A 16805-nucleotide genomic window follows, 5' to 3' on the forward strand; every position below is an offset into this window, starting at 1 on the left:
GCCGCTGGGGTGGGTGTCCAGTTCCAGGTTGCGGCGCGTGGCCGCGTCCAGCGCGATCGTCTCGCTGGCGCTTTCCACCGCCATGCCGGTGAGGTGCGGCAGCGCGCTTTTCTGGGTTTCCTCGACGTAGCCGAGCAGGCAACCGGCGGCAGCGACCGCCAGCGGCAGCTTGTCCACGCCGAAGCCGCCGAGGTCGCGGGTGCCGAAGAAGCGGTTCAACCCGCGTTTTGCGGCATCGCCGTCGAAGTGCCACGGCGGGCGCTTGCGCAGGCCGGGCAGGGCACTGACCAGTTTCGGCCACGCCACGTCCTCGCCGACCAGGGTCTCGGCCGGCTGCAGCCGCGCCAGCTCGGCGGCCAGCGCCTCGGCGTTGGGCACTTCGCTGAGCAGGAAACGGCCGCTGGACAGGTCGACCCAGGCCAGCCCGTAGGCGCCGTGCGCACCGGTGGCGATCGCCAGCAGCAGGTTGTCGCGGCGTTCCTCCAGCAGCGCGGCGTCGGTCACCGTGCCGGGCGTGACCACGCGCACCACCTTGCGCTCGACGATGCCCTTGGCCAGTGCCGGATCGCCCATCTGTTCGCAGATCGCCACCGATTCGCCGAGCCGCACCAGCCGTGCCAGATAATTTTCCGCCGCGTGATACGGCACGCCGGCCATCGGGATCGGCGCGCCGCCCGACTGCCCGCGCTGGGTCAGCGTGATGTCGAGCAGCCGCGCTGCCTTGCGCGCGTCGTCGTAGAACAGCTCGTAGAAATCGCCCATGCGGAAGAACAGCAGCACGTCCGGGTGCGCGGCCTTGGCCGACAGGTACTGGCGCATGGCGGGAGAGTGGGTGGCTAACCGATCAGCGTGCGCCTCTTTGTCATTTTTGTCAATCATTTCAAGATTTTGGCTCTTGCTATTTATGTACTGTTTTGGCGGATTTACATGCTAATAGCATGCTGGGGGCCTGATGGGGTGCGAAATGACGTCCAAGTACCGTCCAAGTCCTCGATTCAAAACCTACTAGACGTCCAAGTTCTTTCCTACGAGAAATCAATGAGATACCTTGAATCATCCGAATTTTCGGAATCGCGCTCAATCTGGGGACATTGAACCATGGAAAAGTTGGGCAACATGGGATGATCAGAGTGGTTGGCTCCGTGCACATCGGATTTCGATCGACCTGGCGGGGCGCTCCATCCCACCTGCCCACCATACGGCGCCACCGACGCGCCCAACCACCGCCCAACCCCGGCGCAAACAGCCATTAGCCCCGTGCGATATCCAAGCAGGGGATAAATCGGCATAGATTGGCGGCGTGAAGAACCCACGTCCTCAGTGTCTCAACACGGCCTGCGCGGCCCACCACGACCCGCTGCCGAACTCCTATCGGAAGAAAGGCTACCGGCGCCCCAAGCACACCCCTCGCGTCGCAGGTCATGCTCAGGTCGTGGTGGCTTGACGGTCTCGATTGACACGCACTGCGAACTCCGGTGACGGCTGCCCCTTCGATTTGGACCGTCGTCCGCGGACTCTGATATAGCGCTTGGGCGAGCTGGCTTCAGCCCTGATGTGGTCTACTGCATTGCGACGGCGCACGTAGTGCGCTGAACGGCGTCCGATTGCGTCAGGCCGGAGAGGCGTTGCATCGCTGCATCATCGGTGTTGATGACTGAAGCGTCCATGGCTTTTGCGAGGGTCCGCGCTTGGCTGCCATGCCCTTGATCGACCAGCACGCAGCCGCGCACCAGGGCGACTTTATCTTGAAGCGGAGTGCGCGTTTCGGTAGGTAGCGGTTTGATCTTAGCGTCGAAGACGTCCAGCAGATGCACGGCTTGGTTCCTGTCGCCCGTGATGCGTGCGATGTCTGCGTACTGCATACCAATCATTATTGTTTCCGGATCGGTACTACGCTCATGCGAGCTCATGCTGGTATAGGCTTTGGCGTAGAACGGAAGCGCTTTGTTGTTGAGGTTCTGGTTCAAATAGATCCAGCCTTGGTAATAGTCGAGATGATTGCTCATGGGGTTGTCCGTTCCCAACACGCGAGCGGAGTCGCGGCGCAGGGAGTCGAGATCACTCTGAGCATCGGCATAATGGTTTGCGGCTATTTCGGCACCAATCAGTGAGTCGCGCACATTCAGGTTCGCCGGATACGCATCGCCGTACTGAGTAGCGACCTGTTTGCGCAGGTTGTTCAGCGCGGTCACGGCCTCGTTGTGTCGACCGGCCAGACTGAGAGCTTGCCCAAGTTCCGCATCAACCTGAATCTTCATGCCCAATTCGGCCTTGGGTTGTCCGGGCAAGTGAAGCTTTTGAACTGCATCATGGGCCTTATTCAGCAGATGAATTGAGTGGGTATATTCGCCCGCCATCATTGCTCGCTCTGCGGCATAGTAATAAGTGCGTGTCTGTAGACCGGGTTCGGATAATTGACCATCGTCTGCCTGCTTGAGCAGCGGCGTTATCACAGCGTCAAATTCCTTCAATCGGCCGAGATAGAGCAGGCCCTGCGATTTCATGATGAGTGCTCGTGTTTTCTCAAACGCAAGCGTGGTGTCGTGTGGATGAGCATCAACCAGTGCGATGATTTTGTCGTTCTGATCGAGGGCATGTTTCCAATTACCTCGTGCTCCATCCACATTGATCAAGGTATTGCGTACGTCGATTTCAAGATCCGGATGTTGAACAAAACTTGAGTGGATCTTCGGTTCGGCTTGGTCCAATGCCTGTTGCAGAGTCAGGGTTTGACTACCGCTTTGCATGGGGTTGCTGGCACCGAGAATGTTGTGCACCAGGAATGCGTTGATGGCTGTGGCTTTGGCGTCCGCTTTTTGAGCCTTGGCCGCCTCGATCTTGGCCTCGTTGGTCGCGGCCAAGGCATGTTTCGTTTCTTGACGCGACCGATGTGCATAGAACAGCGAAACCGCCGTACCAGCGACCAGTACCAGCATGGCGGCGGCGATCCACGGCCGCCGGGCACGCGCCAGTGCGGCGCGTCGCTCGGCCACGGCAATGCGATCCCGCACGCTGGCTTCGAGCGCCGCCTTCTGCCGGCGTTGCTCCAGATGGCGGATGCCTTCAGCCAGCATCGCCACCGACTCCGGACGCCGCGCGGGATCTCCATTGGCCGCCGCCGCGATGTCGGCGCGCAGCAAGGGGTCGGGGATGTCGCTCTCCCATCCGGCGGCGAGTGGTCGGCGGAAGTCGCCCACAATGAGTTGGTACAAGGTGACGCCGAGTGCGTAGATGTCGCTCCTGATGGTGGGCACCTGTCCCGCCATGACTTCCGGTGCCAGGTACAGCGGAGTACCGGTGTCCGACGACAATGCCTGGGTCTGCGTGAGCCCCAGTCGGGTAATGCCCAGATTATCCAGCAGTCCTGGATCGAATACTCGGCTGCTGCCGAAGTCCGCCACGCGCAGGTGCCAATCGCTCGGCTCACCGTAGACCAACAGGTTGGCCGGCTTCAGATCCTTGTGCAACACGCCGACGCCATGCGCGGCCGCCACGGTGTTGGCAGCCTCCACGAAGAGCGCCAGGCGCGTTTCCAGCGGCAGGGCTTCGATCCCACTCCCGCCTTCTTGCCAAGTATCCAGGCTGACGCCGCCATATTCGAATTCAATGAAGTACGGTGCCTGCTCGAAATCCCAGTCGATGACATGGACGAGATCCGGGCGTTTGCCCAACGCCTGCTCCAGCAGCCGCCCAACCGTGACCTCGCGTTTGAGACCGGTCAGGCGAAACCCGTCCAGACTGAACTTGAAGACGCGGGTTTGTCCGGTCTTGGTATGCCGGGCCAGCCACACCTCGCCGTCGCCGCGGCGGGCCAGCGCTTGCTCCAGACGCCAGTTGCCCCGACGGGGAACAAGATCGCCCACCGACAGCCGGCTCGCCTCCGGCACATGCTCGACCACGCGGCGGCTGACCTTGGCGTCCAGGCGATAACCAACCTTGGGCAAGGTGAGTATGAGTTCCTGTTCTTCGTCCCGCAGCGCCTTGCGCAGCTTGCCGATGGCGTTGGTCAACACGGCCTCGACCACGATCCGGCCTTCCCACACCGTGGCCAGCAGTTCCTCCTTGGTCACTGCCTCGCCGGCGTGGCGCAGCAAGTACTGGAGTACATCGAGCGGCTTGCGCTCCAGCTCGACAACCACCCCCTCCATGCTCAGCTGCCAGCGCCCCTCGTCAAATTCCGTCTTGCCGAACGACCACCGGTAAAGCGACGGTGCTTCCGGAACCGCGTGACTCAATGTCATTCCCAACCCCTGTTTCGACAGCACCAACAAAAAACAATTTACAAATCAGCTAGATAAATTTCATTTGAACTTCGTTTGAAAGGCGTGAGGACGTCCGGCGAACAGTCCACGGACTATCGGCGCCACCAGAGACTGCTGGTGCCAACCGACCAAGAGGATTCCCCATGCGAGGAAAGATCATCCACTACAACGGCAACGATGGCAAAGGCCTGATCCTGGCTGGCGAACGCCAGTTCGCCTTCGACATCAGTCAGTGGCGCAGCGACAGCGCCCCCACCGTGAACCAGACCGTGGAGCTTGGGATAGGGGGTGACCAACTTCAGTCCGTGACGCGCGTTACCGATGACGTACTGCTGAAAGAGAAGGCCAGCGTGCTGGCTGGCAAACTGGGCAGCGCGGGTGGCGCAGCCCTGCAGTCGTTGAAGGAAGGCACCCCTGCGGTAGGAGCCAGCGCTTGGCTGACCCGACTGGGCAAACCACTGTTGATCGCACAGGGTCTGTTCGCCATCGGTGCGCTGTTCCTGTCGTATCTGGAAATCAAACTCCCAGGCACAGGCATTAGCAGGGGCTTTTCGCTGACCAGTCTGGCCGGGGCAACTGAAAGCCTGGGTGGGTCAGCCGGCAGCAGCTTCTGGCCCTGGCTGGGCATCCTGTCGATCGGGTTGCCGCTGTTCTGGCGCAACCGCTGGGCCTGGCTGGCGCTGCTGCTGCCACTACTGGCCACGCTCAAGCCGTTGTTCGACATCCGTAGCGCGATAAGCCAGGCCGGCAGCGCGGGGGGCAGCTTGTTGGGCAGCGGCTATGCCCAACAGATGAGCGACCAGATCAGCAACATGCTCAGCCCCGGTGCCGGAGCGGTGCTGTGCCTGCTGGCCGCACTGTTTATCGCCGCCATCGGCCTCAAGCGCGCGCTGTTGTCACCGGCGGGCTAAAGCCCCTGGCGAATGAGAATGAGCGGATCAATTTTGGCCCGAATGGCCAGATCGTTTTTACCATGCTAATGAGGATGGCAATGAACAAGACAACGATCCAAAGCACAGCCCTCGTGGCCGCCATGTTTGTGCTGGCTGCATGTTCGGGCAAGCAGAATGACAGCGCAGCACCGGCCACCAAACCCGCCGTCAGCGATTTGCTGTCACCCGCGGTGCTCCAGAAGGCGGCGGCTCAGGCCAAGCAGAACAGCTTGCCCAAACCGGACTACATCACTCCGGACAGCGCCTACGTGGAAATCACCAAGGGCAACCAGCTGATGTTCCTGTATGCGGCGTTCTCCGGGTTGCCACCCGATTACGACAAAATGGCCAGTGCATTCTCGAGTGAATTCCGCAATACATCGGATGAATTCAAGAAACACGACCTGATGGCGGCCATCAAACCGAAGCTGGATGCCGAAATTGCCAACGCGAAAGCACATCCTTACGTTCTGCTGACCGACGACAACCCCGGCCTGTCCCATTACGACTTCGACAAGAAATCGTTCCAGATAGGCACGGCGGAGTTTCAAAGCGGAGGGTATTTCAGATATTACGACAACGGCAACTATGTCATCACACTGACCAACGGCGAAGCGTTCCAGCAATTGCCCGTTGCAGACGAAGCAAAAGCCAAGACCATTGAATCACTGGTCAGCAAATACCAGTCGATCCACATGAAGATCTTTGCTTTCGTCCAGTCGACGGACGACAGCGGTACGCCAACCGTCCAAGCCACGATCACCAAAATCCAACTTCTCGATTCGCACGGGCAAGTGCTGCTCGAAGTGGCGGGAAAGTAGGGCGAGAGAGTGGTGTGGATGCGCGCAGGCGCGTACACGTTCAGTGGGATCAAACGTATCGGCGATAGCCGATTCATCAAGGGGAATACCATGAAAACCAAGGGCATGATATTGGCCGTCGCCGTGGCGATGCTTGCGGGCTGCTCCAACGCGCCGCCGAGCAACATCGAGATAGGACAAGCGATCTATGAGCAGTATAGCTCTACGCTGACCAATCTCTCGTGCTCCGAGAATACTGATGGAACCAAAGTTTTGAGGAAGTTTTTGAGTATGCCAACAGAAGCGCAGTCACGTGAATACGGCATCAGTGGAATCAAAGCGTTTTTGGGTGGCGGCACTATAGATCAGATTTGGGTGATGACCTGTAGCGACGGTTACAACAAAGACGAATGGGGGTTTTTAGGTGTAGGCAGGGGATCCGACGGAAAGATACACGTATGGCAAGTGCCGCATGCCAAAGGGCGAGTTCAATTCTGAAGTGCACCACCCCAAGCGGTAGAGCGACACGGACGTGTGCACTTCGTAGTTGAATCCGCCAGGCCAAACCATCACAGGGAACAACACCATGAGCACCGCTTTTCAACTGCGGGTGGGGGTACTTGCCCTCGCTTTCACTCTCGCCGGAACCGCCACCGCACAAGATCAACCAGCTCACGCCGGCACCGCCGCCCAACCGTCCACTGGCAGCAAGATTGGCGGTTTCTTCAAGCAGTTCGGACACAGCGTAGGACGGGCAGCCACTCAGATCGGTGGGTCGACGATTCAGTCGATCACGCACACAAATGGCAGGATGCCCCTCTTTGGTAGCGGTGCCGCCAGCACTGCTGCCCGAGGTAATGATGGAATCCATGGAGATGAGCTGGACGGTGGCATGGGCTGGAATCACTTGGTCTTCGACCCGCCGGAGATCGACGGGTACACCCACATCCGCTGGGGCTCAAGCGCCCAGTCGCGCTACAACGTCCGGGGCACATCCGGGGAGGCTACCTGCGATCCCGAGTACATCGGGCTGGCCGTGACGGGCCGCACCATGCCCACCACGCCTAAATCGCTCACCTACTGCCTGGGGCAGGAGCAGATGCTGGATTCATCCGCGACCGAGGACACAGTGCGTAAGCGCATCGCCCAATTGGGAGCCACTCGCAAATATTATTATCGCGGACAAATAGTCGGAATGTTCTGGAACACGCCCGGTCAGCCTCGCCTGACGCCCACCGACCAGGACATCGTCATCCAGCTGCTGGGAGGGACGGTGACGGGAATGGTGCAGGGTGACTTTGGACTGAGCTTCAACATTTTTGGTCCCCACTGGTCTTCGGGCGACATGAGGTCGGGACTCTACCCCCATTTACCCGCCCCGACACCTCCAAACGTGATTCCTGAAGCAGCTACTTACAAGCTGGTGGTTGACATTGATCACACCAAGGTCGCCCCTTACCAACTGACCTCGCTGAGTTACATCTTCTTTTCCGTTGGAACCCCGCGGCTACGCTTCAAAGATCGAACGGAAACGATTTACGACCTGCCGGTGCGTATCGACAAGATCGTGTTTGTGGGTGATGGATTCAAGTCAGAGTACGACGAGAAGGAACCCATGCCATGACGTGGATACGCGAAAGCAGAAATAAGGTGTGAAGACAGTGGCGGAGTGAACTTTAATTTGGTGCGGGTCATAGAAAATCGACCCAGGTTTTGGACTTGGATTCGGCTGTCTGACTTTCATCACCTAAACATACATAAAGGAGTGACGAGCCGTGGGATTCTTCATTTTGTTGATCGTGGTCGTGGTGATCATCGTAGTCGTGAAAAAGGGCAAGGGCTGGAGGGACTCCATGCCTGCGCCGCCGGGGTTCAACCCGACTTTCCAATACAAAAACATCATTGCCATCGACGTGAACCAAGAAGTGCTCATGGCCAAGGACGCGTTATCAGGCCGGGTCACTTATACGAAGAAGGCCGACATCCTGCGCTGGAACTCCGTGACTGGGGGCGGGGGTACGGATCAAGCTGCCTTGCAAATCCACGTACGCGACTTGCACAACCCTATGATCCACGTCAGCTTCGGCAGCTTCAGCCCTAAGCAGGGCGAAATTCAGAGGCAGTGGGCTTCCCGCTTGTCCACGTGGGTCAACAACTCCTGACCACCCAGCGTTGGGCGCGTCTCGTCCAAACCAGCCCTGTTCCCGGTGTGGTTGGGGCGGCTTGCAAGTGGACTCGGCCCTGCCTACTCGCCTCCGCTCCTTTCGCCGATGGCCTAACCAGGTGAGGCCATCGTTTCACGGGGCATACTGACAACATCGCCGTCCGTCGTTACTTCCAATCACCGCCCAATGACACCGGGGCCCAGCATGGCCGATCTTCTCTTTCTCGACACCGAGTGGAACAACGATGCCGTGCGTGAGCTGGTCAGCTTGGCCCTGGTCAACGCGGATGCCACCCAATGCTTCTACGCCGAGCGGGCTCCACGCCCCGGAGCGCCGTCATCCTTCGTCAGCAAGGTGGTCTATCCGCTCCTGGACGGTGGCGATGCAGCGCTTTCGGATGAGAGCTTCGGTGAGCAACTGCGGGTGTTCGTGGCATCCTTCGACCATCCACGCATTCACTTCGACGGGGCGATCGACAAGAGGCAGTTGGCGAGGGCGCTGACGGGGTTTGGTGCGTGGAGCGGTGAGGTGCCGGCGTGGGAGCCGGTGCTCGTCACACGCCAAGACGTCCTGGGTGAACTGGAGATCTATTTCGGCTGCAGACCCGAGAGGGCGGCGCGCCGACATCACGCCGCCGTGGACGCTGAGGCATTGCGCGCCGCTTACATCACGATATTTGGTTTGTGAGGTCTTTCCTCTCACGACCAGCGTGAAACCCGGGCTTGGGCGACGCCCAGGTTCTGATTAGCCCGAACTTGGCCCAGCGATCCACCAGCCAACCAACCTTTTCTGGTCAATTCGCACCGCACCGTGGGCCTTGTTCCCGGTGTGGTGGTACGCCATCAGCGCTCCAGCTGTTCTGGATTGCTTGCCCGTCTCAGGTGCAGGCGGCCACGTCGACCCCTAACGCGCCCGTGGACCACTTCACTCCGTTCTCGTCGCGACCAGCGCTGGTCGTCATCTCGGTCCGTTTGTCCGGGACCTTTTGGCTGGTTAATTCCAAGCACCCAGACTTGCTTGAGGAGTCGGCCAAGTGGTGGGCGCTATCCACGCGTTGAGAAGGTTCTGTCGCTGAACTGTGGGTGCATTCGGGCGTTGGCATTTAGACGGCTAAACGGAGTCGAGGTTTGGACGGCGTCCAACCCCGTTTCGGGGGTTGTACCCGGGTCAAAACACCGGTTTTTGACGTCCAAGTTCCGTCCAAGTGGGCTATCCGATGGGTCTGTGTGCCCCGGAACCCGCGCCCCGCTTGGGGTTGTTCACCATACGGACATTCTGCTGCATGGAAGGGGAGTGGGAAGCCAACCAAGCAGCATGTGCCTCTTTATCATTTTTGTCAATCATTTCAAGGTTTTGGCTCTTGATATTTTTGTACTGTTTGGGTGGGTTTATATGCTAATAGCGTGCCAAGGGCCTGAAGGGGTACGAATTGACGTCCAAGTACCGTCCAAGTGCTCGATTTCAAACCTTCTAGACGTCCAAGTTTTTCTGCATGAAAAATCAATGGGATACCTTGAATCAGGCGAATTTTCGGGTTCGGCGCCCAAGCTTGAGTCATTGAACCATGGAAATGTTGGGCAGCAAGGGATGATCCTACGTGTGTCAGGGGATTCCCGTGTTGGTCTGCCACTCCCATAGCAACGCGCCAGCCCGTCGAGCTGGGCGCTTACGTCGGCGAGTAGGCGATATCATTCCCATTTGGGTATAATCGGTGTCATGCCATCACCCTTGAAAACACTGCATTGGGTTGGGTCGGCCAAGAAAGATCTCAGTGCGATGCCGGGCGATGTGCAGGACACTTTCGGCTACGCGCTGCACCTGGCCCAGGCCGGTGAGAAGCACCTGCAAGCCAAGCCGCTGAAAGGTTTCAACGGAGCGGGCGTGTTGGAGGTGGTGGAAGATGATCGAGGCGGCACATACCGAGCGGTCTACACAGTGCGGTATGCCGGCGCGGTCTATGTCCTGCACTGTTTCCAGAAGAAGTCCACCCACGGCATTGCGACGCCCAAGCCCGATATGGAACTGATCGAGGCTCGACTGAAGGTTGTAGCGGCACGGGAAAAAGAGTGAACGCATGAACACGAAAACAAGCATTGAGAACATCGCCATCGAGCAAAGCAGCGACAATCCGTATGCCGATCTCGGCGTTCCTGACGCCGATGACATGCTCGTCAAGGCAGGGCTGGCGCGTGAGATCGCGCAGATCATCAAGGCGCGGCGCCTCACTCAACAACGTGCGGCGGAACTGCTTGGCATGACTCAGCCCAAACTCTCCGAGATGCTGCGTGGCCGATTCCGCGGGATCAGCCAAACCAAGATGATTGAGTGCCTGAACCGCCTGGGTCGTGATGTGAGCATCGTAGTGAGTAAAGTCACCCGTCGCGCCGCTGGTCATACTCAGGTCGTAGTGGCTTGATGGTCTGCAGGATGACGAGACAGCCTTGACGGCCTGCGCCCGCCGAGTTTCAGATGCAAACGATCCGGCGACCTCTAATTTAGCGTGGTGCTGATTTATGGGGCGTCGACAGCACCAAGGAAACCACATGACCACCTTGCCACGCGGCATAGCCCAGCGGAGCTGGCCGTAGTCGAGGCTTGGCAGCAGGAGCGGTTGAGTCGGGAGATCCGCGATATGCAGGATGGCAAGCGCAGCGGTTGATGCGTCCTGGGATCCGTTGCGTGCATTACTCGTCGGAGCGAGTAACGATTGGTGCAGGCTTAGCCGCCAATTTCCTTGGCGACGCTTGGATCTTGCGATGCACGAAGCGTAAGCTGGCATAAGACATGCTTGGCTCATTGAACGTGCAAGTGAAGGGAAAGCCGATGCTGGATGCAAAAGATTTGCTGGTCGGACTTCTCGACTACATCCAGGAGCAAGCCAAAATCGTTAAGCCCGAAGGGTTCAGGCTCTCGGCGCACAAAGGTCTGCGGTATTTCCCGGCGGATCTGTCTTCATTGCCTGGGCTCTCCTTCAATGTTGAGGCCCAGGGTGATCACATCTGGCTTCGGGTTGAGCGACTAGAACCCCAGGATGCACCAGTCGTTCCAGCGGAAATCCATCCATTCGTTTCGGCGGCCGCCGATCCATATGGACGACCGCCCGAGCTCAACGTCACGGAGATAGAAGCGCACCTCGACCAGGATCCGAAAACCGATCCGGAAAACTTTCGGCAAAGTAGTGGCCGGGCGTTCGACGAATATTGCTCTGATTGGGCGCGGTGGGCCGAGCGCGAAAAACCCCGCCGACAGTCCATCGAGGTCTACGGCAACTTTTTCACGCTCAAGCACCAGATCGAAGCCGAAGAAACCGCCAAGCCACAAGAGCTGGTGTGGGGCGTGGGCGTCGCTTCGTGGCAAATTCCATCAGGTGGAAGCACGTCAGCCTTTGAATACCCGCTGCTGACGCAAGCGGTTGAAATCAGCATTGATGAGCTGACCATGGCCATCGAGCTTCGCCCGCGCGAAACTGATGTGCGGTTGGAACTCGATGCGTTTGTGCTTGCCCAGATCCCAGGGACCGCCGAAACCGAACTGGCCGCCAAGGCACAGCTCGCGCGACCGGGGGGCGGTGGGTTCTCGCCATTCGACGTTTCGTCATACAGCCCGGTGATGAGGCTGGTTGCGGGAAATCTCGATTCAAATGGCAGCTATCGAGAGGTGCTTTCCCAGGGCCAGGCGTGTCCCACACCCGGGGAGGATCTGGTCGTTACGGACGGCTGGGTGCTCCTGGCGCGTCCCAGGCAGAACAATTTTCTGCTGGAAGATTTGAAGCGGCTCAAAGCGAAGGTCGCCGCGGCGGAAACTATCCCGCTCGGGCCGCTAGCTTTGGTGACCCCGCCATCCAATGAGGTGATCGAACACATCTCGGGCGGTTTCCGTGGATTGTCCAGCGGTGGCCGAGGCAGCAGCGGGGGAGGTCCCATTCAGGAGCTCTACTTCCCGTTGCCGCACAACGACGAACAAGTCACTATCATCGAGCGGCTTGAACGTGCACCTGGTGTGACCGTCCAAGGTCCTCCCGGAACTGGAAAGACCCACACGATCGCCAACGTGATCTGCCATTACTTGGCAACCGGCCGGAGGGTGTTGGTGACCTCCCGTGGTGAACCCGCGTTGGAGGTGCTGCAGGCCAAACTTCCCGATGAAGTTCGTCCACTGACCGTCGCCCTCCTGGCTACGGATCGAGAGGGTGTGCGGCAGTTCCAAGCTTCGATCGAAGCGATCCAGCATCAAGTTTCCCAGCTCAACGTGCACGCCACGGAGCAGGCGATCGCAGCGCTGCATACCGCCATAGATCGTATCCATCACGAGCTTGCCCAGCTCGATGCCCGAGTTGACGTGATCGCCATGGCGCAGCTTGGCCAGATCAACCTGGATGGCGAAAATCTGCGCGCACAAAAGGCTGCCGAGCTTCTGCTGCAAGGTGCGGATGAGCATGGGTGGTTCGATGATGAAATCACCATCGGCCCAGAGCATCAGCCACCGCTGACGGAAGAAGAGGTGGCCAACCTTCGCCAATCCCGTCGGCAAGTCGGCGACGACCTCGCGTATCTCGGCACGAAACTTCCACAGGCCGATCAGCTGCCCGGCGCCGCGCATGTTGCCGAGCTGCACCGGACGATCACAAGCCTCAGACACCTCGATGAGGACATGGCGACTGCACCGAACCTTGCCCTGCTCGGAAACACGCAGGAGGTCCACGAGGCCGCGGCGACGCTTCTCAAAACCGTTCAGCTGGCCCAAACGGATGTGTCTGCGCTGGAAAGTGGCGCGCCCGCGTGGGGACAGGCTGCCCGTGAGAAATGTCGTTCTTCTTCCTTTGTTGCCGAGCGCCATGCCTTCGAGGCAATGTTTGGTGACATCGAGGATCTTGGCGCTGCGAGAGCAGATTTTCTCAAACGGCCCGTAGTCTTTCCGGTCGCTGGTTTCGCTTCGCCGAAAACACTGGAGGCGGTCAATCGAGCGGCTGATTCAGGGAAACCGTTCGGCGCCATTTCAATTGGTGCGGGTGAGGCGAAAAAGCACATCTCGGGCGTGCGCGTCTCAGGTCTCCCGCCGCAGGACGCCGATGCTTGGAGGCACGTCCAGCGGCACGTGCACATGCGCGCCCAGCTTTCGTCATTTGTCGCACGGTGGAACACATTCGCCGAGACACTTTCTTTTCCGACGATGGCTGAGGGTGAGAGCGACTTGCGGAAGGTGGAAAAGCAGGCGGTGCTTGCTCGAAGCGCTCACCGCATCGGCACCTTCCTCGACAAGCAGCTGATCAACCAATCAGCCAGCGTCTTCAGGACCGTGCCGACCGAGCAGTTGCATGGTGGCTCTGCGGGCCTGGCAGGGATTGAAAGCGCACTGCGCAAATTCCTGAGCCGCATAGCCATGGCGCGTGCGGCCGAAGGTCTCACTGCATTCCAAGAACAATTGGCAGGGACCGAAGGCGTTATTTCTAAACGTCTGGGCGATTTTGCGCTGCAGATGTTGGGCAAGCCGTTGTTCGAGGCGGAGCAAGTGACCGCGGAATATGTCCAGCTGATGGCTGAACTGCGGCGGGTGCACGCGCTGCAATCGCATTTACATGTCATCCAGGACAGCGCACATCGCTTGCGCGATGCCGGTGCTGTGCGGTGGGCGGACAGGATTGTGAGCGTGCCGACGAAAAACTCTGGCGACGACGAAACGGTTCCTGCGCGTTGGCGCAAAAGCTGGACGTGGGCCCGCGTTCGCGGTCATCTGGATGCCATCGAGGGCAGGGAAGAACTGAGGGCGCTTGCCGAAAAGCGAAGCAGCCTTGGCGTTGGGCTGCAAAAGCATTATTGCGAGCTGGTGGGTAAGGCGGCATGGCTCAGAGCCAAGCGAAATGCGACCCCCAAAATTCTTTCCGCGCTGAATGGCTACGCCACGGCGATCCGCCGGATCGGGCAGGGCACAGGTCCGAATGCCACGCGCTACCGTCGCGATGCGCGTGATGCCATGACGGATGCGGCCGGAGCCGTACCCTGCTGGATCATGAGCCACGCACGCATCTCTGAGTCGATGCCTGCGGAAATCGGTGAATTTGACTTGGTGATCGTTGACGAGGCGAGTCAGTCTGATTTGTGGGCACTTCCTGCGATCCTGCGCGGCAAAAAGATCCTGGTTGTCGGCGATGACAAGCAGGTGTCGCCAGATGGGGGCTTCATCAATTCCGAGCACATCACCTCGCTGCGCGCGCGATTCCTGGTGGATCAGCCCTACGGGGCCGACATGACGCCAGAAAAATCGCTCTATGATCTTGCCGCGCGCGTTTTCGCGGGGCATCAGGTGATGTTGCGCGAGCACTTCCGGTGCGTCGCACCGATCATCGCCTACTCGAACCACACCTTCTACAAAGACGCGATTCAACCGCTGCGCATCCCGCTGGCTTCGGAGAGACTCGATCCGCCCCTGATTGATGTGTATATCCCATCTGGCCTGCGGGACCGCAAGGATCAAAACCACCACGAGGCGTTAGCCATCGCTGATGAGATCGAAGCGATCCTTGCAGATCCCGCCATGGTGGGTCGGACATTGGGGGTCGTTTCACTGCTTGGCCTGGAACAAGCAAGGCACGTTGATGAAGTCGTGCGCGAACGGTGTCCGGCAGGCGAGCTGATACGGCGCAAGTTCGAGTGCGGTGACGCACGGACATTTCAGGGAAGCGAGCGAGACATCATGTTTTTGTCCGTAGTGGCCGATCGCGAACGGCACCACGCGCTGTCCGGCACGGGTTATGAGCAGCGCTTCAACGTCGCGGCAAGCCGTGCGCGCGATCGCATGTATCTGGTGCGCTCGGTTCAGCTGTCCGACTTGTCAGAAGTAGACCTCCGCAAGACCCTGCTCAACCACTTCGATAAGCCCATGCTTCAAGGGCAACGATCCAGCGAAGATCTCTTGGCCTTGTGCGAATCAGGATTTGAGAAGCAGGTGTATCTCAAACTGGTGGACAAGGGCTATCGGGTCATCCCTCAGGTCAAGGTCGGTGCCTATCGCATCGACATGGTGGTGGAAGGCGCTGAGGACCGACGGTTGGCCATCGAACTCGACGGTGACGAATTTCATGGTCCCGATCGCTGGGCGCATGACATGAACCGGCAGCGAATTTTGGAACGCGCTGGTTGGTCGTTCTGGCGCTGCTTCGCTTCGACGTGGTCGCTGCACACAGAAGAAGTGTTTGACGAACTCTTGTCGAAGTTGAGCTCCATGCACATTGAGCCAATCGGCGCGCTCGCTCAAATTCCGATGCTGGTTGAACATCGAGTGTGGCAGCCACCAGAAGAACCGGCGCAGGACGAGGCAGTTGAGGGCATTGAGTCAGCCGAAGGTTAATCTCATCTGCTTGTTGCAAATTTGAGCAGGGGTTCCACCCCGTGAATACTGACACTTCCAAGAAGACCGATGATCGGCAACACGTCGTGGCAAGTAAGTCTCCAACGTCTGCTATCGAGCAAATCGGTGCATCCCAGAGAGTGGTTCCTGGTGCCGTTCCCGGTGATCGACGAGGCGGTGGCGCGCATCCGGGACGGAAGCATCACTGGCATGGTATACGACCCAACGAAAGCGCGCCTCGTCGCGGTGCGTTGAGCGGCACCCGTAATTTAGGTACCCAGGTCGAGATCGGGCTGGTCGAGTGCGGTTTTATGGTCATGCACCTTCACAATCACGCGCTGAAGCTTGAGGGCGGTCCCTGACTTCGTCTGTGTCACACGCACATCGCAGGTGAGGATATCGCCCTTACGGAATGCTTCCCCGTTGTTCACGCGACCGATGAAATCATCGTCTTCCATCGCGTAGCCCAGTGTCTCGGAGCCATTCCACATTTTCCACTTGTGGCCGTCTTTGAAACTGAGACTCTCGATAACAAGCCCCATGCGGCTGGTGCTTTCGGTCAGGGTCTCCTCATTGCCGATGGGGTGGTAGAACAGGGCGTCATCCGTGGTGGCTTGCACGAGCTGTGCGCCATCGGAGGAAATCTCAATCTGATTCACACCGGGCTTGGATAGGGCCGCGCCGATGAATTGGGCGGCGGCCTCGCCGGCCTTTTTGTCCAGCGTCAAATGCAACGATGGTGTGTTCACAACGATGATGTTTCCCGAGTTGTTCGTCACATTGATCGAGTGATCGTTGATGTGCTGAACCTTCGCCGGTTCCTCCCCCTTGAGGAACCGATAGAGCTCGATGGATTCCTTGACCGTTGTGGCCACGCTGATCAGGTTGGGCAACATCGGCAAGGTGGCCGCCGTGGCCTGCACGACCTGGAACATGAGGTCTGTGCCGAACGACGCGTGCTTGAATGCTGTGATATCGGCGGTTACCTGCACATCCTCGCCGTACAACTTGTGGGCCGCCGTGACCACAAAATTGGAGAACGCCACCATGTTGGCGGCGGCGTCGTAGACGTTCATAGTGCCGTCGTCGACGGCGGGCCCTTGATAGCGCAGCAGGATGCTCACACCACGCTCCTCTTCGCGCTGAAGTTCGTCAGTCATCCTTCCCTGTCCCCGTCTCACTCGCCGCGACAAGCGCCCCTAGTGCCTATGTAGCACGTCGCAATGGATCCAACCAAACTTGGTCCCTGACTGAGTCATGCAGACATTGGTGCCCGATGTGTTTGGGTGCCACTCCCTAAAT

General features: G+C 59.0%; 12 protein-coding genes and 2 pseudogenes. 10 read left to right on the top strand and 4 right to left on the bottom strand.

Going from position 1 to position 16805, the window contains the following annotated elements:
• Together VGE08_RS05405 and VGE08_RS05410 are read right to left on the bottom strand one after the other, a co-directional pair.
• A pseudogene (locus VGE08_RS05405) lies at positions 1-819 on the bottom strand (DNA mismatch repair protein MutS); the annotation flags it as partial.
• Positions 820-1559: 740 nt separating this feature from the next.
• On the bottom strand, positions 1560-4241 hold the full coding sequence (locus tag VGE08_RS05410) for a protein kinase domain-containing protein (RefSeq protein ID WP_027490118.1): 2682 nt from the start codon (positions 4239-4241) through the stop codon (positions 1560-1562).
• A gap of 164 nt (positions 4242-4405) precedes the next feature.
• On the opposite strand from VGE08_RS05410, the gene VGE08_RS05415 reads away from it, so the two are divergent.
• From VGE08_RS05415 to VGE08_RS05440, 6 genes are all read left to right on the top strand, one after another.
• Positions 4406-5173, top strand: coding sequence for a hypothetical protein (locus tag VGE08_RS05415; RefSeq protein ID WP_007507985.1), 768 nt, complete (start codon positions 4406-4408; stop codon positions 5171-5173).
• An 80-nt stretch (positions 5174-5253) separates the two neighbouring features.
• Positions 5254-6015, top strand: a complete 762-nt coding sequence (locus VGE08_RS05420) for a DUF4852 domain-containing protein (RefSeq protein ID WP_007507987.1) — start codon at positions 5254-5256, stop codon at positions 6013-6015.
• A gap of 90 nt (positions 6016-6105) precedes the next feature.
• Entirely contained in the window at positions 6106-6492 is a 387-nt protein-coding gene (locus tag VGE08_RS05425) for a hypothetical protein (RefSeq protein WP_155950217.1), read from the top strand.
• 88 nt (positions 6493-6580) lie between these two features.
• Positions 6581-7618 carry a hypothetical protein gene (locus VGE08_RS05430; protein ID WP_043292049.1) on the top strand — a complete coding sequence of 346 codons (1038 nt, stop codon included), beginning with the start codon at positions 6581-6583 and terminating at the stop codon, positions 7616-7618.
• Positions 7619-7769: 151 nt separating this feature from the next.
• Positions 7770-8156 (top strand): hypothetical protein, encoded by a 387-nt coding sequence (locus tag VGE08_RS05435; protein WP_007507990.1) that lies wholly within the window; start codon positions 7770-7772, stop codon positions 8154-8156.
• 207 nt (positions 8157-8363) lie between these two features.
• Positions 8364-8846 (top strand): hypothetical protein, encoded by a 483-nt coding sequence (locus VGE08_RS05440; protein WP_007507992.1) that lies wholly within the window; start codon positions 8364-8366, stop codon positions 8844-8846.
• Between the two features lie 658 nt (positions 8847-9504).
• Here VGE08_RS05440 and VGE08_RS05445 read toward each other — a convergent pair.
• Entirely contained in the window at positions 9505-9717 is a 213-nt protein-coding gene (locus VGE08_RS05445; RefSeq protein WP_331066837.1) for a hypothetical protein, read from the bottom strand.
• Positions 9718-9875: 158 nt separating this feature from the next.
• Between VGE08_RS05445 and VGE08_RS05450 the strand changes: the two genes are divergently transcribed.
• The 4 genes and pseudogenes from VGE08_RS05450 to VGE08_RS05465 form a co-directional block, all read left to right on the top strand.
• Positions 9876-10229, top strand: coding sequence for a type II toxin-antitoxin system RelE/ParE family toxin (locus VGE08_RS05450; protein ID WP_331066838.1), 354 nt, complete (start codon positions 9876-9878; stop codon positions 10227-10229).
• A gap of 4 nt (positions 10230-10233) precedes the next feature.
• Positions 10234-10575 carry a helix-turn-helix transcriptional regulator gene (locus VGE08_RS05455; RefSeq protein WP_331066839.1) on the top strand — a complete coding sequence of 114 codons (342 nt, stop codon included), beginning with the start codon at positions 10234-10236 and terminating at the stop codon, positions 10573-10575.
• Positions 10576-10961: 386 nt separating this feature from the next.
• Complete coding sequence (locus tag VGE08_RS05460; protein ID WP_331067227.1) at positions 10962-15503, top strand: AAA domain-containing protein; 4542 nt, start codon at positions 10962-10964, stop codon at positions 15501-15503.
• Positions 15504-15629: 126 nt separating this feature from the next.
• Positions 15630-15758 (top strand): annotated as a pseudogene (locus VGE08_RS05465) (GIY-YIG nuclease family protein); the annotation flags it as partial.
• Positions 15759-15772: 14 nt separating this feature from the next.
• Here the strand turns inward: VGE08_RS05465 and VGE08_RS05470 are convergent.
• A complete protein-coding gene (locus tag VGE08_RS05470; RefSeq protein ID WP_331066841.1) occupies positions 15773-16663 on the bottom strand; it encodes a hypothetical protein in 891 nt (296 codons plus the stop codon).
• Positions 16664-16805: the final 142 nt, after the last annotated feature.

The organism is Steroidobacter sp. (genome assembly GCF_036406195.1).
Lineage (GTDB): Bacteria > Pseudomonadota > Gammaproteobacteria > Steroidobacterales > Steroidobacteraceae > Steroidobacter.